The organism is Acinetobacter sp. ANC 3882 (assembly GCF_022549545.1).
Taxonomy (GTDB): Bacteria; Pseudomonadota; Gammaproteobacteria; order Pseudomonadales; family Moraxellaceae; genus Acinetobacter.
In genome coordinates this window covers 439,870-464,621 of record NZ_JAKZGB010000001.1, presented here as the reverse complement: position 1 = coordinate 464,621, position 24,752 = coordinate 439,870, and the positions used below count along the sequence as shown (strand labels likewise).

Genomic DNA, 24,752 nt, shown 5'->3' with positions numbered 1-24,752 from the left:
ATATTGCTTATAAGGATATAAATATTATTGCGGGAGAGAAGTTCTTCAATGAACTCGCCGAAGGAGCAACGACCCCGGAAACTCTCAGGCAGAAGGACTGTAATAATAGAAATACAATCTGGAGAGCAGTGCTCAACTTATAGAAATTAACAACCATTTTTCTTCTATGATAAACACTCACCGAAGGGGAAGGCTAAATGATTAATTGGTAATCATCTGCCAAAACTCTCAGGTACCATGACAGATGGGGCTATGCATTAAGAAATGTTATGCATTTCTAGGAGTTTGCTATGCCACATGTTGTTGTCATTGGTGCGGGGATTACGGGTGTAACGTCTGCTTATGAATTAAATAAATTGGGCTATGAAGTGACGGTGATAGATCGTCATCTGTTTCCAGCCATGGAAACTTCATTTGCCAACGGCGGGCAACTGTCTGCCTGTAACGCCGAAGTTTGGAATCAAAAGGCAACGGTGCTTAAAGGCATTAAGTGGATGAGTAAAAAGGATGCCCCTTTATTGCTCAATCCATCCTTTAGTGCACACAAATATCGCTGGTTGATTGAGTTTCTAACGCATATTAAAAATTATAAAGCCAATACCATAGAGACAGTGCGTTTAGCACTTCTGGCAAGACAACGTTTGTTTGAGATTGCCGAAAAGGAAAGTATCTCGTTTGACTTGGAAAAACGCGGCATTTTACATATGTATCACACCAAAGAAGACTATGAGATTGCAAAGAAGGTCAATGATGTGTTGGTCGAAGGTAAGCTGGAGCGGAACGCGATTACACCAGAAGAAATGAGAGCTATTGAGCCTACTTTAACAGGCGACTATTTTGGTGGGTATTACACAGCTGGGGATGCAACAGGAGATATTCATAAATTCTCAGTTGGCTTGGCTGAAACAACTCAGCAATATGGTGTGAAATATCGTTTTGGCTTAGATGTTGTTGATGTCAAATTCAATCAAGATAAAGTAGTTGTTCATTGCAAAAACAGCTCGGAAAATGTCAATCCTAGCGCTGATGGTATTACTGAAATTGTTGCGGATTTGATTTTGGTATGTGGTGGGGTGGGAAGTTACCAATTGGCCGATATGTTAGGTGATAGTGTCAATGTTTATCCAGTCAAAGGCTATTCCATTACGGTGCAACTGAAAGATGAACGTAGTGTGAAAAATGCGCCGTGGGTGAGTTTGCTGGATGAAAGTGCGAAGATTGTGACATCGCGTTTAGGTGCAGACCGCTTACGTATTGCGGGCACAGCAGAATTCAATGGTTATAATCGGGATATTCGCGCTGACAGGATTCAGCCTTTGATTAACTGGGTCAATCAAAACTTTGATATTTCGACGGAACACGTGGTTCCATGGGCAGGCCTTCGTCCAATGATGCCGAATATGTTGCCTGTGGTTAAACAAGGTAAACAGGCTCGAGTGTTCTATAATACTGGGCATGGACACTTGGGTTGGACTTTATCTGCTGCAACAGCGGTATTGATTAGTCAAGAAATTGCAGAAAAATACCCTAACTAAAGCAAAAAGCCGATGTGAGAACATCGGCTTTTAAATCTCAAAACCATTAATCGTACAAACGATAGATGCCTGTAAATCTTCCACAATCTTTTTGCTCAGATTTTACAATCAATAAAGCTTTTTGGAAGTCGAACTGATATTGGCATTTTTTCTCATTATCAATGATTTGGCCTTTTTGTTCGGGCGTGCTATAGGCCAGTAAGGACAAGGTCTGTGTTTCTACACGATTATTGGGGTTGCGATATGCTGTGCCTTCGATTTTGAGTTTATCTTTATCCAGTTGATGGATCTGTAAATGTACAGGTTGAGCTGCAAGCTTGCCCTGTTCATATTTTAGATAATGCTGTGTCAAAGTTTGATTCATCGAGGTGTAAAAATTCAAATCGTCCAAACGTGCATCAAATTGCTGTTGATAACAGCTTTTGGTTTTGCATTGCTGTACTTGATTCAGCCAGAGTGTTTGGGTGTCGTGTAATAACTGTAACGGGGCATCGGTTACTAAATAGGCCGTTAAAAACTTGGCATTGAGTTTCTGACGTTGCTCTTTATATGGCTTGGAACAGATTTTTTGAGTGTTTAAATCCTTGCTGGTGCAGTCAATTGATTCCGCATAGGCAAATGTTGAGCAAAAACAACTCAATGTGATGATATAGCCAGATTTCTTTAATTGATTTTTTACAGTGTTAAACAGCATAATCACTTATACTTTCAGTCTAATTTGCTCAACGTACTATAGCGAAATAGAAAGCCTGAATACAAGATTTGTTCGGTATATTGTAAAAGGAAAATCATATGGTTGCTCAAATTCGGATTGGACAAGGGATGGATGTACATGCCTTCGAAGAAGGTGATTTTGTTACTTTGGCAGGTATTCAAATTCCACATACGCATGGTTTAAAGGCACATTCAGATGGTGATGTCGTTTTACATGCGCTTAGTGATGCCTTATTGGGGGCATTGGCACTGGGTGATATTGGACAGCATTTCCCAGATACCGATCCAGAGTACAAAGGTGCAGATAGTCGTTTGTTACTAAAACATGTCTATCAGTTGATTTTAGATCGTGGTTATCAACTCAATAATGCAGATATTACAGTGGCTTGCGAGCGTCCTAAATTGGCAAAGCACAACTTAGAGATGCGCCAAAGCATTGCAGATGTTTTAGATGTTGATGTGACTCAAATCAGTATTAAAGCCACAACAACTGAAAAATTAGGATTTACTGGCCGCCAAGAAGGTATCTTGGCAACAGCAACAGTATTGATTTCACATCAAGCAAAATGATTGCTATTCATTAATGACTGTTCAAGTTCTTGCGTTGCTTTACGACCTTGTAGTTGTAAGGTAATGCTATGAATTAAGCCTGTCCAAGTCTCATTGGGTTCCCAAATTTGATGCAACAGCTCTTGAGCCGCTGGCATCTCAATATTCATATAGAATTGACGATAAAGATACATCAGACAACTGACACGCATATTTTGAGCACAGTGCAGCCAAACCATTTCGTTCTGTACTAGATGATCGATAAGATCTAAGACCAACAAGCATTGTTCAGAACAAGGTACATCCCAGTCAATTGGAATATGAATATAATTTAGTCCCAAATCTAAGCAGGTTTGGTCTTGATTCGGCAGATGTGTTTCTGATTTGCTGGTCGCAAGATTAATGACAGTACTGCAACCATATTCTTTGATCTGTTGAAGTTGCTCAGCCGTTGGTTGTGCAGAGCTAAACAGATGCTCATGCACCAAAGAGAAGCTTGGTATTTGAGATAAGGCTTGTTCAAGTGAAGTCATAACGTCCGCTGTGTGTTGAGTGAGTTTCTCATATCGTGAGAAACTTATTCTAAAGGGCTTAGCTTACTATAAGTGTTTTTATTTCACTGTTCAATTTAGAATGCATACAAATAAAAACAGCATCCTGAGATGCTGTTTTTTTAACTTAATCTTTTTTAAGATTTTCGTTGAGTAAGAATTCCATCAAGGCCTTTTGAGCATGTAAGCGGTTTTCTGCTTCATCCCAAACCACTGCATTTTTGTGGTCCAGCATATTTTCTGAAATTTCCTCACCACGGTGTGCTGGCAAGCAGTGCATGAATAGGCAGTCAGGATGTGCCAAGTCCATGAGTTTTTCATTGACTTGGAAATCTGAAAACGCTTTTTCACGTAATTTCTGTTCTTCTTCCTGTCCCATGCTTGCCCATACATCAGTCACGATCAGGTCCGCATTGACAGCAGCGTCTTCCGCCTTATTGAACACTTCTGCGCAGTCAGCAAATTCAGCTAAAAATTCTGGCTTAGGCTCGTAACCTTCAGGTGATGCAATTTTAAGTTTAAAGCCCATCATATGTGCTGCTTCAATATATGAGTTACACATATTGTTGCCATCACCAATCCATGCAACCGTTTTACCTTCAATGCTACCACGGTGCTCTTGAAAGGTTTGCAAATCAGCAAGTAACTGGCAAGGGTGGTGGTCATCAGTAAGACCGTTGATGACTGGCACAGTCGAGTAAGAGGCAAAACGTTCTACAATATCGTGACCAAAAGTACGGATCATGACGATATCCAGCATGCTCGAAATGACACGTGCAGAATCTTCAATCGGCTCACCACGTCCTAATTGTGTATCACGTGGTGAAAGAAAAATTGCATTACCACCAAACTGGCAAATACCTGCTTCAAAAGAAATACGTGTGCGTGTACTCGATTTCTCGAAAATCATTCCCAAAACTTTACCAGCAAAAGGTTGATATACCGTATTGCTATGTTGCATGCGTTTAAGTTCTTGTGCACGATCCAAAATGCGTTGCAATTCTAAAGAGGATAGGTCTCGTAAAGTAAGAAAATGCCGAAGCGCCATATTTGCTCCCCCAGTAATTATTGAATAAAAACAATAATTAAGTGATGATTAATGGGTGTGGATAAAAAGGAATTGAATACTATACTATAGGTTCAAAAAAATGCAAAAGAATTAGACCTTTTGATGAGCCTTTAAAAATAAATCTACTGAATAATTAATATAATCAATAATTTCTGCATCGTTTTCAGTGACATCTAAGCCCATTAAATTACGCCATTCAACATCGCGTAGGGTTCCAAAATACATCATTGCCGAATATTTGGGTTGAGCACAGAAGATTTCATTGTTTGCATGTGCTTGCTCAAGTGCGAAAGCGATGGTGTTTTGAATGTTGAGTGCACATTGGTCATAGAAATAATGTGCAAGTTGAATATCCTTTTGCGTTTGCTCGGTGAACATGCGCATAAAAGCGATATTTTCGGGCTGGATGATGTGTTGATAAAAACGCTGTAGGGTTTGGGTCAGGTAATTTCTTAAATCCGTTGATTCTGGTACATACGGAAAACATACACCCTTAAAAAATACTTCCCTGCGATAATCGCAAATGGCTGTAAATAGACCTTCTTTATTGCCAAAGTATTTATAAATAGACGTTTTTGAACCACCTGCATGATTAACGATATCATCCAAAGACACTGCTTCATAACCATTCTCGAGAAATAAATCGGTTGCGCACAATAATAGGGCAAGACGACGTTCTTCTCCGCGACGAGTTTGAGGTTTGGCACAGCTTGGATAGCAAATATCAGTCATTATCTACTTTGGGGTGGTTGGGTTGACTCTAGTATAGCAAAAACCATATCTGTTGTATGGCTATGAAATTTACGAGTGTGTCAAAATTTCTCAATTCAAATGAAAAAGCGAGTAACTGGTACTCGCTTTGGCTGATTTTTAATTAAGCTGAGCGGATTTCTTCGTCGTCATCGTCATCGGTAGAATCCATACCCAACTCTTTGAGTTTACGGGTCAGAGTATTGCGTCCCCAACCTAAAAGCTCAGCAGCATGGCGTTTACGTCCACGTGTTTGTTGGAGTGCGGCATTAATCAGTGTGCGCTCAAACATTGGTGTCGCGATATCTAAAAGTTTCATTTCACCATTTTTGAGCTTTTGGATCGCCCATTGAGCCAATAATTCATCCCAATGATGAACTGCGATGCGTTCAACCAAAGCAGGACTTGTATTTGAGGCGGCTTGGGCTTCATTGTTTTTATGCACAGAAGCTTGTTTAAGCTCCGCGGGCAGATCTTCTGGATAAACTTCACGACCGGTAATCATAACTGTTAACCAGCGACAAGTATTTTCCAACTGACGCACATTACCTGGCCAAGGCAGTTGTTGCATATAATCTGTGGTTTCTGTGCGTAAGATTTTTGGACTTACACCCAGTTCTTTGCCAGCGCGTGCCAAGAAGTGCTGAGCCAGCATCGGAATGTCTTCACTACGATGTGCGAGCTTTGGAATATGAATACGAATCACATTTAGACGGTGATATAAGTCTTCACGGAAGCGACCTTCATTGACTAACTTTTCCAAGTCTTGATGGGTTGCTGCAACGATACGTACATCGACCTTAACTGGGATATGTCCACCGACACGGTAGAACTCACCATCTGCCAAAACACGAAGTAAACGTGTTTGAGTTTCAAATGGCATATCACCAATTTCGTCTAGGAATAAAGTACCGCCATTGGCTTGTTCAAAACGGCCTTGATGTTGGGTATTTGCGCCTGTGAAGGCACCTTTTTCATGTCCAAATAACTCTGTTTCAATCAAGTCTTTTGGAATGGCTGCCATATTTAAGGCAATAAAGGGTTTGGCACGACGAGGTGAGTGTTTATGTAGTGCATGCGCAACCAACTCTTTACCTGTGCCTGATTCACCATTAATCAATACGGTAATATGTGATTGAGATAAACGGCCGATGGCACGGAAGACTTCCTGCATTGCAGGTGATTCACCAATAATTTCGGTCGATTGTAATGGTGATGCAGCTTTGGTTGCTTCTTGTTGCTGCAACTTATTAATGTGCAAAATCGCACGATTAACCAAAGCCAAAGCTTCATCGATATCGAATGGTTTTGGTAAATACTCAAATGCACCTGTTTGATAACTTGATACCGCTGACTCTAAATCAGAGTGCGCTGTCATAATGATTACAGGTAAATCAGGATGCGAATTTTTAACTTTGGATAAGAAAGTTAAACCATCAATCCCCGGCATGCGGATATCCGTTAAAATCACATCGGGCGCATCATCATGTAGACGTTCAAGCGCAGTTTGTGCTTCTTCAAAGTTGGTGACATCAAAACCCTCTTCTTTAAAGGTTTTTTCTAGTACCCAGCGCATGGCACGATCGTCATCGATTACCCAAATTTTATTTCGTGACATGGTTTAACTCCCAAGGTAGATATAGGCTAAATACGGTTTTTCCCGGAATTGATTGACACTCAATCATTCCGTTATGTTGATGCATAATATTTTGAGCGATACTGAGACCCAGTCCTGTGCCTTTGGCGCGGCCAGTGACCAGCGGGTAGAAAACGGATTCCAAGATGCTTTCAGGAACACCAGGGCCATTGTCTTCAATGTCAATGCGAACTGTTGAGCGATTTAGCACACCATTGATCGTGACGAGGCGTTGGATTCGGGTTCTTAAAACCAGTTCAGGTTCTGAATCGGTAAAAAAGTCTTTATTTTCGGTCATGGCCTGTACCGCATTGACGCTAATGTTGAGCATGACTTGAATCAATTGATCACGATCTGCCATTACATCGGGTAAGGAAAGGTCGTAGTCACGTGTGATCTTAATTTTCTTCTTGGTTTGATTTGCAATCAGGGAACGAACACGTTCTAAGGGTTCATGTACATTCACATGTTCATAGCTTGGTAGCTGACGTGAGCCAAGCATGGTGTCCGCCAAGTTGGTGAGTCGATCGACTTCACTAATAATAATGTCGGTGAATTCACGATAGTTATCATCAGCTAAACTACGGGCAAGGAGTTGGGTTGCTCCACGGATACCTGCGAGCGGGTTTTTAATTTCATGCGCCACACCTCGAACTAGCTGTCGGGCTACTTGATGCTGTTGAACTAAGTTTTCTTCTTTCGAAATTTTCAACATACGATCAATTGGATTGAGTTCAATTAACAGTAGTGGATGATAACTTGTACCTGCATTAAGTTGTGACGCTGTGTAATCGACATGAATCGGTTTGAAATTCACATTGATGACCGCTTCACGACGGGTATAGTGTTGTCCACTTTCTAATGTGTTTAATAAAGCTTCATGCGTGTTAAATGAATCATCATGTGCATGAAGTAAATTTAATACTGGCTGACCCGAGGCACGGAGCAAGCTGATATCAAATAATGCTTCACAAGCAGAATTTAAATAAAAAATATTAAGCTTACTATCGACCAATAAAATGGCAGTGCTCAGATTATCTACTAAGAGTCGATAGTCGATAGTGTTCTGTTGATCCATTTGTGAATCATCCTGTTTTAAAATGGCGCAATAAATATAAATTTTAATGAATAGCCATTAACTTCTAAAATGTACTTTATGCAAAATACAAGCCAACTTTGTATTAACTAAATTTCAAACACTTAATTCTGAAAGAATCGATTTATACGGTATTTTTCACATACATCTGCTTATTTCAATATTTTATTATGTTCCAAATTGGTGCGTTGTAGGGTTTTGTTTAAAATTTTGGTTGTATTTTGGTGCATTACACAAAGAGATGGCTTTGCTGCTATGCGTAAGCAAAGAAAAGTCATACAATACGCCGATTCTAGTGGAGCGCAGATTCATGAAGACCCCCAAAGTCGGTTTTGTATCTTTAGGTTGTCCTAAGGCATTGGTAGATTCTGAACGAATTTTAACTCAGTTAAAGACTGAAGGTTATCAAGTTGCATCAGATTATGACGGTGCAGATTTGGTTGTTGTTAATACCTGTGGTTTTATTGAATCTGCAGTACAAGAGTCTTTAGACGCGATTGGCGAAGCCATGAGTGAAAATGGTCGAGTTATCGTTACAGGCTGTTTAGGTAAAGACGAAGACAAAATTCGCCAAATGCACCCAAATGTTCTTAAAGTAACAGGTGCAGCAGCCTATCAAGATGTGATGGAAGCAGTACATGAATATGTACCAGCACCGCCAAAGCACAACCCATTTATTGATTTGGTTCCTGAGCAAGGTGTTCGTTTAACACCGAAGCATTATGCTTATTTGAAAATCTCAGAAGGCTGTAATCATCGTTGTACATTCTGCATTATCCCGAGTATGCGTGGTGACCTCGTGTCTCGCCCGGTGGGTAAGGTGTTGGATGAAGCAGCAGCATTGAAGCGTGCAGGTGTGAAAGAAATCTTGGTGATTTCTCAAGATACCTCGGCTTATGGTGTAGACACCAAATACAAGTTGGATTTCTGGAACGGCCAGCCAGTTAAGACCAAATTCTATGACATGTGTGAAGCACTCGGTCAGTTAGGCATCTGGGTGCGTTTACATTACGTCTATCCATATCCACATGTGGATGCTGCCATTGATTTGATGGCGCAAGGCAAAATCCTCCCTTATTTAGATATCCCTTTTCAGCACGCCAGTCCGCGCATCTTAAAATTGATGAAGCGACCAGCCCATAGTGAAAATACTTTAGAGCGCCTTAAATTGTGGCGTGAAAAATGCCCTGAATTGGTGATTCGCTCAACTTTTGTTGTGGGTTTCCCTGGCGAAACTGAAGAAGATTTCCAAATGTTGTTGGAATGGTTGAAAGAAGCTCAGCTAGATCGCGTGGGCTGTTTTACCTATTCACCTGTTGAGGGTGCAACAGCAAATGATCTTCCAGATCATGTGCCAGAAGAAATCAAGCAAGATCGTTATGAACGCTTCATGGAAGTGCAGCAAGCTATTTCAGCAGCTAAATTGCAAAAACGTATTGGTCAGAAAATGACTGTACTGGTTGATAGCTTGGAAGAAGAGTTTCCAGTGGCGGTTGCACGTTCATATGCAGATGCACCAGAAATTGATGGCAACGTTTTTGTTGAAGATATTGATAAGAGTCTGATTAAAGCAGGTAACTTGCTTGAAGTTGAAATTACGGATGCTGATGAGTATGACTTGTTTGCAAAGTTAATTCAGATTAAATCTGCTTGATGTTGAATTAAATTTAAGAAAGTTTTGAGATTGGTCGGTTTGGAGAAAAGTATGTCAGCTTCTAAGAATCCACGTTATGCACGTATTTTGCTAAAGCTTTCAGGTGAAGCTTTAGCAGGCAATAAAGATATGGGTATTGATGCCCAAGTATTAGATCAAATGTCACTTTCAATCGCTCACTTGGTTGGTCTAGGCGTTCAGGTGGGTATTGTGGTTGGTGGCGGTAACTTGTATCGCGGTAGCCAATTGCAAAAAGATGGTCTGGTTGGTCGTGTTACGGGTGACCAAATGGGCATGTTGGCAACGGTAATGAATGGTTTGGCACTGCGGGATGCATTGGTACGCCGTAATATCAAAACACGTCTTATGTCAGCATTGTCGATTGGTACTGTGGTAGAGCCATATTCAAGCCGTGATGCAATTCGTCATTTAAGCCAAGGCGAAGTTTGTGTGTTTGTTGCTGGTACTGGAAACCCATTCTTTACAACAGACACAGCTGCTTGCTTGCGTGGTATCGAGATCGAGTCGAACTTAATCTTGAAAGCGACCAAAGTTGATGGTGTTTATAATAAAGATCCAAGTAAATATGATGATGCAGTTAAATATGACCATTTAACGTTTGATCAGGTTTTAGATGAGAAGCTTGGTGTGATGGATCTTACGGCAATTTGTTTATGCCGTGACCACAATGTTCCATTGCAAGTTTTTGATATGAACAAATCTGGTGCATTGCTTTCTGTCGTGATGGGCGAAAAAGAGGGTACTCACGTAACGAACTAGGGTTTGTTAATATTTCACCATGCATTGCGTTATAGGCTAAAACAACACAAACTAGGTATGAAGCAAAAATAATGGCGATACCCTTATTGAGTTTCATAACGACGTTTGAGGAAGTTTTAGTCATAACCCTGTGGGACAGGAATATTTTTTGGCGTTACTGCGTTATGTTTAATTTATTTAGAGTGGCTAAATTTCATAAAACATGCCTTGCATCGCCTAAAAAATATTCTCTGTCGCAATCATCTGTGAAATGTTAATAAACCCTCATGTACGTGAGCCATAAAGCTCTTTATACTAATGTCTAAATATTTTGTAATACCTAATGAATAAGTAAGGAAGATCATATGATTAACGATCTCAAACAAGATAGCGAACAGCGTATGCAGAAATCGCTTGACTCGTTAGAGTTAGGCTTTGCCAAAGTTCGTACAGGTCGTGCGCACCCATCTATTTTAAATGGTGTGATGGTTTCTTACTACGGCTCTGATGTTCCATTGAATCAAGTGGCAAATATCGGGCTTGAAGATTCACGTACGCTGTTGGTTCAACCATTTGAACGTTCGATGGTTGCTGCGATTGATAAAGCGATTCGTGAAGCAGGTCTGGGCTTGAATCCTATTACTGCTGACGCAATCCGCGTACCAATGGCTGCTTTAACAGAAGAAACTCGTCGTGATATGCAAAAAGTTGCGCGTACTGAAGCTGAAAATGCCAAAGTTGCGATTCGTAACATTCGTCGCGATGTATTAGGCGATCTCAAAGCATTATTGAAAGAAAAAGAAATTTCTGAAGATGATGACCGTCGTGCATCAGATGATATTCAGAAAATTACTGATAAATATGTTGCAGAAGTGGATAAGCGTCTTGCAGCGAAAGAAGCAGAATTGATGAAGGTCTGATTTCATATGACCTTGCAAGAAGAACAGCTTCTTCCTCAACATGTTGCCATCATTATGGATGGCAACAATCGTTTTGCCAAAAAAAAGCAAATGCAAACAGGCGATGGGCATCGTGAAGGCAAAAATGTCTTGGATCCTGTCGTTGAACATTGTAAAGCAGTTGGTGTTCGGGCTTTGACTGTTTTCGCATTTTCAAGTGAAAATTGGAATCGCCCACAATACGAAGTTGATTTGTTAATGAAATTGTTAGGAGAAACAATTCATGAGCAACTGCCTCGTATGGAGCAATTTAATATCGCGTTGCGCTTTATTGGTGATCGTTCTCGGTTGTCAAATGAGTTACGTGATTTAATGCAATACGCCGAGCAAAAAACAGCAGCTTTTAACTCCATGACTTTGACTATCGCGATTAGTTATGGCGGTATGTGGGACATGGCACAGGCTGCAAAAGTGATTGCTCAAGATGTACTTGCTGGAAAACTTCAAGCAGATCAGATAAATGTTGATTTATTCGATAAATATGTCAGTCTAAATGATCTCCCTGCTGTCGATTTGTTAATTCGTACAGGTGGTGACTATCGTTTGTCTAACTTCTTACTGTGGCAAGCTGCGTATGCGGAGTTGTATTTTACCGAGACATTATGGCCCGAGTTTACAGTGAAAGAGTTAGATCACGCATTTCGTGTTTTTTCAGGACGTGAAAGACGCTTTGGCAAAACCTCAGAACAAATTCAACAAGCGAAAATAGAGAATTAATAATGTTAGAGCGGATTATTACCGCATTGGTGTTAGTTGCTGTTGTTTTAAGTTGCATGTTTGCAACGCAATCACATTATCCAATGTTTATGCTTATGATTTTAGCCGCAGGGGTCGCAGGTTATGAGTGGTTTAAGCTTATGCCGCGAGCAGTTACAGCTGTGTCAAAACCTAAAGCTTGGTTATATGGTGGATGTGTTGCAGCAGTATCAACACTCGCATTATTTTTTGATGATGTTGCACTTTTGCTTTGGGCAGCATCAATTCTCACGTGGTTAGGCAGTATTTATTGGGTTAAGAATTTTCCTGAATCAGATAGTTGGTACAACGTATCTTTATATATCGTTGGCTTTATTCTGATTTCTGCTGCGGTTACAGCACTTTATGCAGTTTGGCATAGTTCTCCGTGGTGGCTGATGTATTTGTTCCTGTTGGTATGGGGAGCAGACAGTGGTGCTTATTTCGTTGGCCGTAAATTTGGGAAGAAAAAACTTGCGCCATTTGTAAGCCCAAATAAATCTGTTGAAGGCTTATATGGCGGTATTGCAACCACGATTATCATTATGATGGTTGTACAATATTTCTATTTAAATTTAAGTGTTATACAGCTTATTTTATTCTTGATCCTTTCGATTATTACCGTGTTTGCATCTGTGCTAGGTGACTTATTTGAATCAATGATTAAACGCCGTGCAGGAATCAAAGATTCTGGTCGTGTTCTTCCAGGGCATGGTGGTGTGTTAGACCGTATTGATTCTTTGCTTGCTGCTGCACCGATTTTTGCAACTGGCATGTATATATTAAAACTTATTGGTGTAGATCTTTAAATGACTCAAGCTGTTTGTATATTGGGTGTTACGGGTTCAATTGGACAGAGTACTTTAAAAGTATTGGAACAACACCCAGACCAATACACTGTATTTGCAGTCTCTGCATATAGTCGTTTAGATGAACTTTTAGAAATTTGTAAAAAATATCATCCCAAAATTGTTGTTGTGCCGAATGAGAAGGCATTTGAGTTACAACAACGTTTCAATCAAGAAAATCTAAAACAGATTGAAATTTTGACAGATGAAACTGGCTTAATTGAGATTGCTGAACATGCTGATGTTGATATCGTCATGGCAGCCATTGTAGGTGCGGCTGGGTTGTTACCAACGCTGGCGGCAGTCAAAGCCGGTAAACGTGTTTTACTTGCCAATAAAGAGTCGCTCGTGATGTCTGGTGATATCATGATGCAAGCCGCGCGCGAGCATAATGCTTTGTTACTGCCAGTCGATTCTGAGCACAATGCAATCTTTCAATCCTTACCGCATAATTATTTAGATGCCGAAAGAACGGGCCAACCACAATTAGGTGTATCTCAGATCTTACTGACTGCATCTGGTGGGCCGTTCCTGAATCACTCGCTAGATCAATTGCATGATGTCACTCCGCAGCAAGCATGTAAGCATCCAAACTGGTCAATGGGGCAAAAAATCTCTGTTGATTCTGCGACTTTGATGAATAAAGGCTTAGAATTAATCGAAGCTTGTCATTTGTTTTCAATATCAGAACATTTTGTTACAGTTGTTGTTCATCCACAAAGTATTATTCATTCCATGGTGCAGTATGTGGATGGATCAACTTTGGCACAAATGGGTAATCCAGATATGTGTACGCCAATTGCACATGCATTGGCTTGGCCAAAACGTTTGGAGACAAATGTTCCTGCTTTAAATTTATTTAAGACAGCTCAGTTGAACTTTCAGTCGCCTGATCTTGTTAAATTTCCTGCATTGGATTTAGCTCGTCAGGCGATGCGTGCAGGTGGTTTAGCACCAACGATTTTAAACGCGGCAAATGAAATTGCAGTTGCGGCATTTTTGCAGCAAAGAATTCGATTTACTCAGATTGCTCAAGTTGTCGAAAATACCTTGCAAACTGTACAAAATGCTAAAGCAGAAAATATAGACATCATCTTGCAGACTGATATGATCGCAAGACGAATTGCAGAAAAGTATATTGTGGATATAGGAGGCTAAATCGTATGAATGCACTATTTATGATTGTTGCAGCGATTTTATTGCTTGGTCCTCTAATTGCAATTCATGAATTTGGTCATTATTGGGTTGCGCGTAGATTAGGCGTCAAAGTGTTGGTTTATTCCATTGGCTTTGGTCCAACTTTACTGAAATGGCAATCTAAAAAATCAGGAATCCAATATCAGCTTTCGGCATTACCGCTGGGTGGTTATGTCAAAATGTTGGATGAGCGTGAGGGGAATGTTGCTGAGCAAGATCTACCTTATGCCTTTAACCGTCAATCTCCGTGGAAGCGGATTGCGATTGTTGCCGCTGGTCCTTTGATTAATCTGATTTTTGCCGTATTTCTATTTTGGATTTTATTTTTACCCGCACAAGATCAGTTAAATACTCGTATTGGCAAAATTATGCCAAATACACCCGCAGCTCAAGTCGATTTAAAAGTCGGCGATAAGATTGTATATGTTGATGGGCAAACCACACCAACATGGGAAAAGTTGAATTATGCTTTAGTCAACCGTGTTGGTGAAACTGGGCAAGTTTCAATCATTGTTGATCGTGCGGGGACAGAAAAACAATTTAGTTTACCGATTAAAGAGTTTTTAAAAGATCAAAGTCAGTCGCCTTTGGATGTATTAGGTTTTTTACCGTATCGTCCTCAGATTCCTGCAGTGGTAAAAGAATTGAGTGCTGATGGTGCTGCGATACGCCAAGGTATGAAAGTCGGCGATCAAATCGTTGCAATTGATAATGTTGCGATGAAAGATTGGTTTGATGTGGTTGCTGTTGTTCAAAGCTCATCAGAAAAGCTTTTAAATATTGATGTGATGCGTCAAGGTCAATTGGTCCATTTGCAAGTGATGCCTCAAGGGCAGCGCGATAATATGGGCAATACCACTGGAATGCTTGGTGTGAAAAGTGATGCAGGCAAAATCACGATTCCAAATGATTACAAGCAAACCATTCAATATTCGCCTATAGAAGCCTTGGGTGTTGCCTTTGAAAAGACAACCCAGCTTTCAGGCATGATTTTCAATTCGATTATCAAAATGGTACGCGGTTTAATTGGTCTGGATAACCTATCTGGTCCAATCACTATTGCCAAGGTCGCTGGTCAAAGCGCGGAAATGGGATGGCAAACGTTCATTTCCTTCATGGCTTTGATGAGTGTAAGTCTTGGGATTTTAAATTTATTACCAATTCCGATGCTTGATGGTGGTCATTTAGTCTATTACTTCATCGAAGCAATTCGTGGTAAACCTGTTTCTGAACAAATACAGATGTTTGGTCTAAAAGTTGGTATGTTACTGCTCGGTAGCATGATGCTTTTGGCTTTATTTAACGACTTCATGCGTTTATAACAACGCAAATGGAATTTAACTTACTGGAAAATATATGGGCATGCGTCACACACATTTATTAATGCCTTTGGCACTGGTTAGTGCGATGGCAGTGGTACAACAAGCATACGCTGCAGATGAGTTTCTTGCACAAGATATACGAATTGATGGCTTAGTGCGTTTAACACCTGCAAGTATCTATTCTATGTTACCAATAAATAGTGGCGATAGAGTAAGTGATCCTATGATTGCTGAGGCAATCCGTACTTTGTATGCTTCTGGTTTATTTGATGACATCAAAACATATAAAGAAAATAATGTTTTGGTCTTTAAAGTTGTTGAACGTCCAGTCATTTCAAAGCTGGAATTCAAAGGTAATAAACTGATTCCAAAAGAAGCCTTAGAACAAGGCTTAAAGAAAATGGGTATTGCGGAAGGTGAAGTATTTAAAAAATCTGCATTGCAGACGATTGAAACTGAGCTTGAGCAACAATATACCCAGCAAGGTCGTTATGATGCAGATGTGACTGTTGAAACAGTTGCTCGTCCAAATAACCGTGTTGAGTTAAAGCTTAACTTTAATGAAGGTACGGCTGCAAAAGTATTTGATATCAACATTATCGGTAATACAGTCTTTAGTGATAGTGATATCAAGCAAGCCTTCGCTGTAAAAGAAAGTGGCTGGGCGTCTGTTGTTACTCGTAATGACCGTTATGCACGTGAAAAAATGGCTGCAAGTTTGGAAGCCTTACGTGCATTATATTTAAACAAAGGTTATATCAATTTTAATATCATCAATTCGCAACTGAATATTAGTGAAGATAAAAAGCATATCTTTATTGAAGTTTCGGTTGATGAGGGTAGTCAGTTTAAATTTGGTGAAACCAAATTCTTAGGCGATGCACTCTATAAACCAGAAGAGTTACAAGCGCTTAAACTGTACAAAGATGGTGAAACTTATTCGCAAGAAAGAGTAAATGCTGTCAAACAGTTATTGCTACGTAAGTATGGTAATGCTGGTTATTACTATGCTGAAGTGAATGTTGTACCTGATATCAATAACCAAACAGGTATTGTTGGTTTAAATTATTATATTAATCCAGGTCAGCAAGTGACTGTCCGTCGTATTAACTTCACAGGTAACAGTAAAACTGCCGATGAAGTATTACGTCGTGAAATGCGCCAAATGGAAGGTGCATTGGCAAGCAATGAAAAAATTGATTTATCTAAAGTTCGTTTAGAACGTACTGGTTTCTTTAAAACGGTAGACGTTAAACCTGTTCGCGTACCAAACTCGCCAGACGAAGTTGATTTAAACGTGAATGTTGAAGAACAGCATTCTGGTACGACGACATTGGCTGTAGGTTACTCACAAAATGGTGGTGTAACTTTCCAAGCAGGTTTAAGTCAAACCAACTTTATGGGAACTGGTAATCGTGTTGCGATCGATCTATCTCGTTCAGAAACTCAAGATTATTATAACTTAAGTGTAACTGACCCATATTTCACTATTGATGGTGTCAGCCGTGGTTATAACGTTTATTACCGTAAAACCAAGCTAAATAAAGACTATAACGTTAACAACTATGTCACTGATAGTATTGGTGGTAGCGTAAGTTTTGGGTACCCAATTGATGAAAATCAAAGTCTAAGTGCTTCTTTAGGTATTGATCAAACCAAAGTACGGACTGGTCCAAGTGTTTCGACTTATATCCGTGATTATTTATTAGCGAACGGTGGTAAGGCTACTGGAAGTTCAAGCTATTGTCCTTTAGATGCGGAAGGAAAATCGCAAATTGATGAGAAGACTTTAGAATGTAAAGTTCCTCTAGAAAAATATGATAATGCATTTGAAGGTACGTTCTTAACATACAACTTGAATTTGGGTTGGTCTTATAACACTTTAAATAGACCTATTTTCCCAACATCGGGTATGTCACATCGTGTCGGTTTAGAAATTGGTCTGCCTGGTAGTGATGTTGATTATCAAAAAATGACTTATGATGCCCAAGCCTTTAAATCTCTTTGGGGCGGTTTTGTACTCCGTGGTTATGGTAAGTTAGGTTATGGTAATGACTTACCATTCTATAAAAACTTCTATGCGGGTGGTTATGGCTCAGTACGTGGTTATGACAATAGCTCTTTAGGTCCAAGATATCCAAGTGTTATTTTCCAAGAACAGAAGCAAAACGACCTTGACCCTGAAGAAGTCGGTGGTAATGCATTGGTTCAATTTGGTACGGAACTCGCACTTCCTTTGCCATTTAAAGGTGATTGGACCCGTCAAGTACGACCAGTACTTTTTGCTGAGGGCGCACAAGTATTTGATACACAATGTGATGTACCTAAAGGCAATGTCACAATTGATGGAAAAGAGATTGACATCAAGCAATATTGTAAAGATAACAATAAGTTAGATTTTGGTAATATTCGCTATAGTGTTGGTGTTGGCTTCACATGGATTACGATGATTGGTCCTTTATCACTGAGCTATGCATTCCCATTGAATGATAAAAAGGGTGATGATACCAAATCAATCCAATTCGAAATCGGTCGTACCTTCTAAGGACGACCTTGTTTAGCGCTGTAAAATATATAAAGGATGTAATAATGAAAAAATTAACAATGCTCATGTTAGGTTTAGGATTTACGGTTTCTGCAACTGTAAATGCTGCTGGTCTTGCTGTGGTTGATTTAGCTAAAGTTGTTGAAAGCAGTACTTATCTCAAGCAACAAAATGCAAGTTTAACTCAATCAGTAAAACCTACTTCAACTCGACTTGAGCAATTGGGCAAAGAGTTAGAGTCTTTGCAGCAAAAAGCACAGACTGATGGCCAGAAAATGAATCAGGCTGATATTCAAAAACTGACTGCTCAATATCAGTCGAAGTTAAGTGAGTTCAACTCAACCCAACAAGGTTTACAGACCAAAGTTCAGTCAAGCTTACAAGCGATGAATACAACTTTTGAATCTCGTGTGAAGCAAGCTGCTGAACAATTGCGTAAAGAAAGTAACTTAGACTTCATTTTGAATAAAAATTCTACGATTGCCTCTGACGCTCAGTATGATTTAACTGATAAAATGATTCAAAAGGTTAACGCAATTAAATAATCAATGAATAGACGTAGTTATCGTTTAGAAGAAATTGCTCACCTTGTCAAAGGTGAGCATTTCGGTGAAAAAGATTTCCAAGTTTCCAATTTGGCAAGTTTGGAATATGCACAAAAGCAGCATATTTGCTTTGTAAATGGTGAAAAATATTTAGCACAAGCAGAGGCAAGTCATGCTGGTGCATATATCGTCACAGCAGAACTTAAACAACAACTGACAAGCAAACAAAATTTTATTGTTGTTGATAATCCTTATTTGGCATTTGCTACTTTAACGCATCTATTTGAAAAAAAAATAACTCAACGAGGTATCGAGAATACTGCTCAAATTCATCCTTCAGCCATTATTGCTGATGATGCTTATATTGGGCATTACGTTGTGATTGGTGAACATTGTGTCGTGGGTAGCAATACAATTATTCAGGCACATGCGTTCCTTGATGATGACGTTGAAATTGGTAAAGATTGCTTTATTGATGCACATGTTACCATTACGGGTGCGGCAAAATTAAAAGATCGTGTTCGTATTCATGCAAATACAGTGATTGGTTCTGAAGGTTTTGGCTTCGCACCTTATCAAGGGAAATGGCATCGTATTGCGCAACTAGGTTCGGTTCGCATCGGAAATGATGTCCGGATTGGTTCAAATTGTAGTATTGATCGCGGTGCATTGGACGATACAATTCTAGCTGATGGTGTCATTATTGATAACCTTGTGCAAATTGCTCACAATGTACAGATTGGTGAAAATACAGCGATAGCAGCAAATTGCGGAATTGCAGGAAGTGCAAAAATTGGCAAAAACTGTATCATGGGGGGCGCATCAGGGGTGGTCGGGCATCTTGAAATCACCGATAACGTGACACTTACGGCAATGTCAATGGTCACAAAAAATATTTCTGAAGCTGGAACGTATTCTTCTGGGATGGGACTTTTTGAAAATAGTCATTGGAAAAAGACAATTGTACGCTTGAGACAATTAGCAGATGTGCCATTGACCCAAATCACTAAAAGGCTTGATCATATGCAAGCTCAATTAGAGTCCCTTGAATCAACCTTTAAGTTACGTAAATAATTTATTATGACTGAGACTACATTACCTACATTCACGATGCCTGAATTACCCATGGATATTCTTACGATTCGTGAATATTTACCTCATCGTTATCCATTTTTACTCGTTGATCGCGTTACAGAAATTACTGAGAATAGTATTGTCGGTTATAAAAACGTTTCTATTAATGAAGAGTTTTTCCAAGGGCATTTCCCGACCTATCCAATTATGCCTGGTGTACTGATGATTGAAGCATTAGCACAGGTTTCTGGAATTTTGGGTTTTGTCTTAACTAATCAAAAGCCGAAAGCAGGTTCGCTGTTTTTATTTGCAGGTGCAGAAAAAATCAGATTTAAAAAACAAGTTGTTGCAGGAGACCAGCTTGTCTTAAAATCTGAACTTGTGATGCAAAAACGTGGCATTTACAAGTACAATTGTACTGCGAGCGTCGATGGCATTGTTGCTGCGACGGCAGAGATTATTATTTCCCACCAGAAAATTGAGCAGACATGAGTAGTCAAAATTTAATACATCCCACAGCAATTATTGACCCGTCTGCAGAAATCGCTTCTGATGTACAAATTGGTCCGTATAGTGTTGTGGGTCCCAATGTAAGTATTGACTCAGGTACAAAATTACATTCACATGTTGTTATTGGTGGTTTTACGAGAATTGGAAAAAATAATGATATTTTTCAATTCTCGAGTATTGGGGAAATTTGTCAGGATTTAAAATATCAGGGCGAAGAAACTTGGTTAGAAATTGGCGATCATAACTCGATTCGTGAACATTGTACTTTGCATAGAGGTACAGTTCAGGATCATAGCTTGACCAAAATTGGCAGTCATAACCTGTTAATGGTTAATACGCATATTGCACATGACTGTGTGATTGGTCATCATAATATTTTTGCCAATAATGTTGGTGTTGCTGGGCATGTCCATGTTGGTGATCATGTGATCGTCGGTGGTAATGCGGGTATTCATCAATTCTGTCGTATTGATTCTTACAGTATGATTGGTGGTGCAGCCTTAATTCTTAAAGATGTGCCAGCGTATATCATGGCTTCTGGTAACCCAGCACGTGCTTATGGCATGAATATCGAAGGTATGCGTCGTAAAGGCTGGTCAAGAGACACCATTCAGGGTTTAAGAGAAGCTTATAAGCTGATCTATAAATCAGGTTTAACTGCTGAACAGGCAATTGAACAGATTCGTAATGAAATTCTAGTGAAAACACCAGAAGCGCAATTGTTTATTGACTCTTTAGAGCAATCAACGCGTGGCATTGTGCGTTAATCACGAGATTGAAAAAAAGACACTGAGGTGTCTTTTTTTATGCCTAATTTTCCTCTTCTACAAATTGTTGTCGATACTGTTTAGGCGAATGTTCAAAAGTGCGTTTAAAAGCCTGACTGAACGCAGTTTCTGATGAATAACCCACTTTATTAGCAATTTGCTGAACTGAATAATTACTTTTACGCAGATATTGGCTGGCTAAGCGCATACGATGTTGCTGTAAATAGGCGAGTGGTGATTCACCAATTACTTCATGGAAGAGACTGGCAAACTTTGATCGTGACATACAGCATTGTTCTGCCAATGATTCAACCGTCCAAGCATCTTCAGGATGATTGTGAATTGCAGCCAAGCTATTGCTCAGTTCAGGATGATTCAAAGCACTGAGCCAGCCATGTTGGCTCGAAATTTGTTGAATATGATCTCGAATACATTTAATTAATAAGATATTCACCAAATGATCGATGATGATATCGCGGCCTGCCTGAATATTCTGCGTTTCTAAGGCGAGGAAATGTAAGCCGATTTGCAGCCATTCGGGTGCATTGGTATCTCCATGCTGCAGATGGATAATTGCAGGTAATGCCTGAATAAAAGGACGCGCCATAATGGTATCAATCTGGCAACGTACAGTGAGAATGAGATTTTTCTCAGATGAATGAGTACCGAATTCGATGGCTTCTTCTTTATGGCCATCAAATAGTTTTGATATATCAACGGCATCCACCAGCTTGGTAATTGCATTATCTGCAGCTGTATGTGCTTTCCCAGACGGGATAACCACAATTTCACCCGCATGTGCAGTTAAACTATTTTGCGCGTCAATTTGAATAAAGACAGAACCAACTAAAACAATATGAACAATTAAGGCCGTTTGATCTTGGCAGATAAAACTCCATTCTCCTTGAGTTTTCAAGTAGATATATTCAGTGTGATTTAAATGAATATCAGCAAATATTTTACTTAAAGCATCCATATGATTTTTTAACGATGTATTCATTTAAATTATAGAGAGCTGCGCCAATAACTCAATATGTGTTTATGGGACAAAAACAGGGTGGATGATGCCAAAGACTTTGACATAGGTTTTTTGGACGCTTGCAACTGTCATGAAATTCATAATTCCTCAGAATATACATATATATACAAAGACATGGATTCGATGATGAATGCGCCAGTAAATGTTGAGCAAGAACTTACGCCAGTAAGCATTCCAAAGTCAAAAACTCAGTTAGATCGTAAACGTTATTTATGGGCCATTAGCCCAGCTTTGCCTGCAATCGGGATTGGTATTTTAGCAGGTTATCAATTTGCACCACGTCCATTGAAGAAAATCTTTGCTTTAGGCGGCCCAATTGTTTTGCATATTGTGATTCCGACGATTGATACAATTATTGGCAAAGATGCTAATAATCCAACGGATGAAGATATTCGATTGCTGGAAAAAGACCCGTATTATTCTCGATTGGTGAAAAGCTTTATTCCTTTGCAATATGCAGCCAATGTCTATGCATGTTATTTAACCAGTCGCAAAGAAACCTCTTTCATTGATAAAATCTTTTTAGGTATTTCAATGGGTGCAATTAATGGGATTGCCATTAATACTGCACATGAGCTGAGCCATAAATCTGATCGCATTGATCACATCCTTTCACATTTGGCATTGGTACCAACGGGTTATAATCATTTCCGTATCGAGCATCCCTATGGTCACCATAAACGTGCTGCAACACCTGAAGATCCAGCATCTTCACAAATGGGCGAAACATTCTATGAGTTTTGGCCACGTACGGTCATTGGCTCTTTCAAATCAGCAATTGAAATTGAAACCAATCGTTTAAAACGTAAAGGCAAAGAATTCTGGTCAACAGATAATGAATTGCTGCAAGGTTGGGGCATGAGTGCTGCTTTTCACGGTTCAATGGTTGGCTTGTTTGGTAAAGGGGTCATTCCTTATTTAGCAACTCAAGCGTTCTACGGCATTAGTTTATTTGAAATTATTAACTATATCGAACACTATGGTTTAAAACGCCAAAAAGACAAGAATGGTAAATATGAACGTACCATGCCAGAACATAGCTGGAACAATAATAATATTGTGACCAACTTATTCTTATATCAATTACAACGTCATTCGGATCATCATGCATATCCGACACGCCCGTTCCAAGCGTTGCGTCATTTTGATGAAGCACCAGAATTGCCAAGTGGTTATGCAAGTATGTTATTGCCTGCTTTGATTCCACCACTATGGGCAAAAATGATGGATAAGCGCGTATTTGATCATTACAAAGGTGATTTGAATAAAGCCAATATTTTCCCTAAACGTCGCGCCAAAATCTTTAAAAAGTTTGATGTGGTGGATCAGTCATTGACTGAAGTTTCTACCGAGACAGCAACTACAGCATAATTCACGTAGCTTTCCCAAAGCAGGGCACTGATGAGTAATCGTCAGTGCCTTTTTATTTTCTTGTATAAAAAGCTTAACCAAGTACAGATTTTGAATATTCTTGCTGTATATCTATGTATAACTTAAAAATAATCTTGTAATTGGTTTATGAGGCAAAGATGACAAAACATTATGATTATATTGCGATCGGTGGTGGTAGTGGTGGAATTGCTTCTGTGAATCGCGCTGCGATGTATGGAAAAAAATGTGCCTTAATTGAAAAATCGGAAATAGGTGGAACCTGCGTCAACGTGGGTTGTGTTCCTAAAAAAGTGATGTGGTATGCCGCTCATGTTGCTGAATCGATTCAAAAATACGGTCCAGATTATGGTTTCAATACTAAAGTCGAGTCATTTGACTGGCAGGTTTTAATCAAAAATCGGCAGGCTTATATTGATAGAATTCATCAGTCTTATCAAAATAGCCTAAGCAAAAATCAAGTTGATCTTATTCAAGGTGCGGCTTATTTTATTGATAAAAATACCATTGAAGTCAACGGTGAACGATTCACAGCAGATCATATTCTCATTGCGACAGGTACGCAGCCCTCACTGCCTAAAATAGACGGAGTGGAATATGGCATAGATTCGAATGGTTTTTTTGAATTAAGCGCTTTACCAAAAACAACTGCCGTGATTGGATCGGGTTATATAGCGGTTGAATTGGCTGGTGTGCTGAATGCTTTGGGTTCTCAGGTTGGACTATTTATTCGTAAGGATTTACCTGTAAGACGTTTTGATTCTTTCTTAAGCGAAACCTTGGTTGAGGTAATGCAAACGGATGGAATTACTGTACATACACAAGCTGTTCCTAAAAAAGTCACCAAAAATGCGGACGGTCGTGTTGTATTACATTTAGAGAATGGTGAAATGCATACGGTAGATTGTCTGATTTGGGCAACGGGTCGAGAACCGAATACCGCGAGTTTGAATTTGGATAAAGCCCATGTCCAGCTCGATGAGCGAGGCTATATTCAAGTCGACAAATTTCAGAATACCTCACAACAGGATATTTATGCAGTGGGCGATATTACTGGCAAAATGGAACTTACACCAGTTGCCGTTGCTGCTGGGCGAAGATTATCTGAAAGATTATTTAATAATAAACCAGATGAGCATTTAGATTATGAAAATATTCCGACCGTGGTATTTAGCCATCCTCCAATAGGAACGGTGGGGATGACTGAACAGGAAGCTATTGAACAATATGGTCAGCAAGCGGTGAAAGTCTATAACTCATCATTTACTGCGATGTACAGTGCCATTACGCAGCACCGTCAGCCAACCAAAATGAAACTGGTGTGTGTGGGTGAGGAGGAGAAAATTGTAGGTATTCATGGGATTGGCTTTGGTATGGATGAGATTTTGCAAGGTTTTGCTGTTGCCTTGAAAATGGGAGCAACCAAGAAAGACTTTGATAATACGGTAGCTATTCATCCAACATCTGCTGAAGAGTTTGTCACCATGCGTTAATCGTGCTTTTCACCCC

The 24,752-nt window shown here is 39.6% G+C and carries 23 protein-coding genes and 1 riboswitch; of the genes, 16 read left to right on the top strand and 7 right to left on the bottom strand.

The features are described from left to right. The first annotated feature begins 20 nt into the window (after positions 1-20). A riboswitch (glycine riboswitch) is annotated at positions 21-110 on the top strand. Between the two features lie 180 nt (positions 111-290). After that, on the top strand, positions 291-1,535 hold the full coding sequence (locus tag MMO42_RS02375) for a D-amino acid dehydrogenase (protein ID WP_241319091.1): 1,245 nt from the start codon (positions 291-293) through the stop codon (positions 1,533-1,535). Between the two features lie 46 nt (positions 1,536-1,581). On the opposite strand, the gene MMO42_RS02370 is transcribed toward MMO42_RS02375, so the two are convergent. After that, a complete protein-coding gene (locus MMO42_RS02370; RefSeq protein ID WP_241319089.1) occupies positions 1,582-2,229 on the bottom strand; it encodes a hypothetical protein in 648 nt (215 codons plus the stop codon). 98 nt (positions 2,230-2,327) lie between these two features. Here MMO42_RS02370 and ispF point away from each other — a divergent pair, with 98 nt between their 5' ends. After that, the gene (gene ispF / locus MMO42_RS02365; protein ID WP_005293716.1) at positions 2,328-2,819 is read left to right on the top strand and encodes a 2-C-methyl-D-erythritol 2,4-cyclodiphosphate synthase; all 492 of its coding nucleotides are present in this window, start codon (positions 2,328-2,330) and stop codon (positions 2,817-2,819) included. Here ispF and MMO42_RS02360 read toward each other — a convergent pair. From MMO42_RS02360 to glnL, 5 genes are all read right to left on the bottom strand, one after another. Further along, positions 2,807-3,331, bottom strand: coding sequence for a protein tyrosine phosphatase family protein (locus MMO42_RS02360; RefSeq protein WP_005293719.1), 525 nt, complete (start codon positions 3,329-3,331; stop codon positions 2,807-2,809). The two genes, ispF and MMO42_RS02360, sit on opposite strands and share 13 nt — an antisense overlap. 145 nt (positions 3,332-3,476) lie before the next feature. Beyond that, positions 3,477-4,397 carry an ornithine carbamoyltransferase gene (gene argF / locus MMO42_RS02355; protein WP_241319087.1) on the bottom strand — a complete coding sequence of 307 codons (921 nt, stop codon included), beginning with the start codon at positions 4,395-4,397 and terminating at the stop codon, positions 3,477-3,479. 111 nt (positions 4,398-4,508) lie between these two features. Beyond that, positions 4,509-5,150 carry a TetR/AcrR family transcriptional regulator gene (locus MMO42_RS02350; protein ID WP_241319086.1) on the bottom strand — a complete coding sequence of 214 codons (642 nt, stop codon included), beginning with the start codon at positions 5,148-5,150 and terminating at the stop codon, positions 4,509-4,511. 142 nt (positions 5,151-5,292) lie between these two features. Then, entirely contained in the window at positions 5,293-6,786 is a 1,494-nt protein-coding gene (gene glnG, locus MMO42_RS02345; RefSeq protein ID WP_241319084.1) for a nitrogen regulation protein NR(I), read from the bottom strand. Further along, a complete protein-coding gene (glnL, locus tag MMO42_RS02340; RefSeq protein ID WP_241319082.1) occupies positions 6,773-7,882 on the bottom strand; it encodes a nitrogen regulation protein NR(II) in 1,110 nt (369 codons plus the stop codon). Before glnL ends, glnG begins: the two co-directional genes overlap by 14 nt. A 328-nt stretch (positions 7,883-8,210) precedes the next feature. On the opposite strand from glnL, the gene rimO reads away from it, so the two are divergent. The 12 genes from rimO to lpxA all read left to right on the top strand — a co-directional run bounded on the left by rimO (position 8,211) and on the right by lpxA (position 20,815). Then, entirely contained in the window at positions 8,211-9,554 is a 1,344-nt protein-coding gene (gene rimO / locus MMO42_RS02335; protein ID WP_005293736.1) for a 30S ribosomal protein S12 methylthiotransferase RimO, read from the top strand. A gap of 51 nt (positions 9,555-9,605) precedes the next feature. Beyond that, positions 9,606-10,334, top strand: coding sequence for a UMP kinase (pyrH, locus tag MMO42_RS02330; protein WP_005152641.1), 729 nt, complete (start codon positions 9,606-9,608; stop codon positions 10,332-10,334). Positions 10,335-10,678: 344 nt separating this feature from the next. Beyond that, positions 10,679-11,233, top strand: a complete 555-nt coding sequence (frr, locus tag MMO42_RS02325) for a ribosome recycling factor (protein WP_241319080.1) — start codon at positions 10,679-10,681, stop codon at positions 11,231-11,233. A gap of 6 nt (positions 11,234-11,239) precedes the next feature. Continuing rightward, positions 11,240-11,989 (top strand): polyprenyl diphosphate synthase, encoded by a 750-nt coding sequence (gene uppS / locus MMO42_RS02320; protein ID WP_241319079.1) that lies wholly within the window; start codon positions 11,240-11,242, stop codon positions 11,987-11,989. Between the two features lie 2 nt (positions 11,990-11,991). Continuing rightward, entirely contained in the window at positions 11,992-12,816 is an 825-nt protein-coding gene (locus tag MMO42_RS02315; RefSeq protein ID WP_005293743.1) for a phosphatidate cytidylyltransferase, read from the top strand. Next, on the top strand, positions 12,817-14,013 hold the full coding sequence (gene ispC, locus MMO42_RS02310; protein ID WP_241319078.1) for a 1-deoxy-D-xylulose-5-phosphate reductoisomerase: 1,197 nt from the start codon (positions 12,817-12,819) through the stop codon (positions 14,011-14,013). It begins immediately after the preceding gene. A 5-nt stretch (positions 14,014-14,018) separates the two neighbouring features. Beyond that, entirely contained in the window at positions 14,019-15,374 is a 1,356-nt protein-coding gene (gene rseP, locus MMO42_RS02305; protein WP_241319075.1) for an RIP metalloprotease RseP, read from the top strand. A 34-nt stretch (positions 15,375-15,408) separates the two neighbouring features. Continuing rightward, on the top strand, positions 15,409-17,919 hold the full coding sequence (gene bamA / locus MMO42_RS02300; protein WP_241319074.1) for an outer membrane protein assembly factor BamA: 2,511 nt from the start codon (positions 15,409-15,411) through the stop codon (positions 17,917-17,919). Between the two features lie 44 nt (positions 17,920-17,963). Beyond that, positions 17,964-18,464, top strand: a complete 501-nt coding sequence (locus MMO42_RS02295) for an OmpH family outer membrane protein (protein ID WP_241319073.1) — start codon at positions 17,964-17,966, stop codon at positions 18,462-18,464. 3 nt (positions 18,465-18,467) lie between these two features. Further along, complete coding sequence (lpxD, locus tag MMO42_RS02290) at positions 18,468-19,538, top strand: UDP-3-O-(3-hydroxymyristoyl)glucosamine N-acyltransferase (RefSeq protein WP_241319072.1); 1,071 nt, start codon at positions 18,468-18,470, stop codon at positions 19,536-19,538. Positions 19,539-19,544: 6 nt separating this feature from the next. Next, positions 19,545-20,030 carry a 3-hydroxyacyl-ACP dehydratase FabZ gene (gene fabZ / locus MMO42_RS02285; RefSeq protein ID WP_241319071.1) on the top strand — a complete coding sequence of 162 codons (486 nt, stop codon included), beginning with the start codon at positions 19,545-19,547 and terminating at the stop codon, positions 20,028-20,030. Continuing rightward, complete coding sequence (gene lpxA / locus MMO42_RS02280; protein ID WP_241319070.1) at positions 20,027-20,815, top strand: acyl-ACP--UDP-N-acetylglucosamine O-acyltransferase; 789 nt, start codon at positions 20,027-20,029, stop codon at positions 20,813-20,815. Before fabZ ends, lpxA begins: the two co-directional genes overlap by 4 nt. Before the next feature lie 43 nt (positions 20,816-20,858). On the opposite strand, the gene MMO42_RS02275 is transcribed toward lpxA, so the two are convergent. Then, positions 20,859-21,791, bottom strand: a complete 933-nt coding sequence (locus MMO42_RS02275) for an AraC family transcriptional regulator (protein WP_241319576.1) — start codon at positions 21,789-21,791, stop codon at positions 20,859-20,861. A gap of 189 nt (positions 21,792-21,980) precedes the next feature. Here MMO42_RS02275 and MMO42_RS02270 point away from each other — a divergent pair, with 189 nt between their 5' ends. Both MMO42_RS02270 and gorA read left to right on the top strand, forming a co-directional pair. Continuing rightward, entirely contained in the window at positions 21,981-23,225 is a 1,245-nt protein-coding gene (locus MMO42_RS02270; RefSeq protein WP_241319068.1) for an alkane 1-monooxygenase, read from the top strand. A gap of 158 nt (positions 23,226-23,383) precedes the next feature. Continuing rightward, a complete protein-coding gene (gene gorA, locus MMO42_RS02265; RefSeq protein WP_241319066.1) occupies positions 23,384-24,736 on the top strand; it encodes a glutathione-disulfide reductase in 1,353 nt (450 codons plus the stop codon). Positions 24,737-24,752 lie beyond the last annotated feature (16 nt).

Excerpts from the sequence above, each read along its gene's own strand:
- MMO42_RS02375 (WP_241319091.1), top strand. The coding sequence starts at position 291 with ATGCCACATGTTGTTGTCATTGGTGCGGGGATTACGGGTGTAACGTCT.
- MMO42_RS02370 (WP_241319089.1), bottom strand. The coding sequence starts at position 2,229 with ATGCTGTTTAACACTGTAAAAAATCAATTAAAGAAATCTGGCTATATC.
- ispF (WP_005293716.1), top strand. The coding sequence starts at position 2,328 with ATGGTTGCTCAAATTCGGATTGGACAAGGGATGGATGTACATGCCTTC.
- MMO42_RS02360 (WP_005293719.1), bottom strand. The coding sequence starts at position 3,331 with ATGACTTCACTTGAACAAGCCTTATCTCAAATACCAAGCTTCTCTTTG.
- argF (WP_241319087.1), bottom strand. The coding sequence starts at position 4,397 with ATGGCGCTTCGGCATTTTCTTACTTTACGAGACCTATCCTCTTTAGAA.
- MMO42_RS02350 (WP_241319086.1), bottom strand. The coding sequence starts at position 5,150 with ATGACTGATATTTGCTATCCAAGCTGTGCCAAACCTCAAACTCGTCGC.
- glnG (WP_241319084.1), bottom strand. The coding sequence starts at position 6,786 with ATGTCACGAAATAAAATTTGGGTAATCGATGACGATCGTGCCATGCGC.
- glnL (WP_241319082.1), bottom strand. The coding sequence starts at position 7,882 with ATGGATCAACAGAACACTATCGACTATCGACTCTTAGTAGATAATCTG.
- rimO (WP_005293736.1), top strand. The coding sequence starts at position 8,211 with ATGAAGACCCCCAAAGTCGGTTTTGTATCTTTAGGTTGTCCTAAGGCA.
- pyrH (WP_005152641.1), top strand. The coding sequence starts at position 9,606 with ATGTCAGCTTCTAAGAATCCACGTTATGCACGTATTTTGCTAAAGCTT.
- frr (WP_241319080.1), top strand. The coding sequence starts at position 10,679 with ATGATTAACGATCTCAAACAAGATAGCGAACAGCGTATGCAGAAATCG.
- uppS (WP_241319079.1), top strand. The coding sequence starts at position 11,240 with ATGACCTTGCAAGAAGAACAGCTTCTTCCTCAACATGTTGCCATCATT.
- MMO42_RS02315 (WP_005293743.1), top strand. The coding sequence starts at position 11,992 with ATGTTAGAGCGGATTATTACCGCATTGGTGTTAGTTGCTGTTGTTTTA.
- ispC (WP_241319078.1), top strand. The coding sequence starts at position 12,817 with ATGACTCAAGCTGTTTGTATATTGGGTGTTACGGGTTCAATTGGACAG.
- rseP (WP_241319075.1), top strand. The coding sequence starts at position 14,019 with ATGAATGCACTATTTATGATTGTTGCAGCGATTTTATTGCTTGGTCCT.
- bamA (WP_241319074.1), top strand. The coding sequence starts at position 15,409 with ATGGGCATGCGTCACACACATTTATTAATGCCTTTGGCACTGGTTAGT.
- MMO42_RS02295 (WP_241319073.1), top strand. The coding sequence starts at position 17,964 with ATGAAAAAATTAACAATGCTCATGTTAGGTTTAGGATTTACGGTTTCT.
- lpxD (WP_241319072.1), top strand. The coding sequence starts at position 18,468 with ATGAATAGACGTAGTTATCGTTTAGAAGAAATTGCTCACCTTGTCAAA.
- fabZ (WP_241319071.1), top strand. The coding sequence starts at position 19,545 with ATGACTGAGACTACATTACCTACATTCACGATGCCTGAATTACCCATG.
- lpxA (WP_241319070.1), top strand. The coding sequence starts at position 20,027 with ATGAGTAGTCAAAATTTAATACATCCCACAGCAATTATTGACCCGTCT.
- MMO42_RS02275 (WP_241319576.1), bottom strand. The coding sequence starts at position 21,791 with ATGGATGCTTTAAGTAAAATATTTGCTGATATTCATTTAAATCACACT.
- MMO42_RS02270 (WP_241319068.1), top strand. The coding sequence starts at position 21,981 with ATGAATGCGCCAGTAAATGTTGAGCAAGAACTTACGCCAGTAAGCATT.
- gorA (WP_241319066.1), top strand. The coding sequence starts at position 23,384 with ATGACAAAACATTATGATTATATTGCGATCGGTGGTGGTAGTGGTGGA.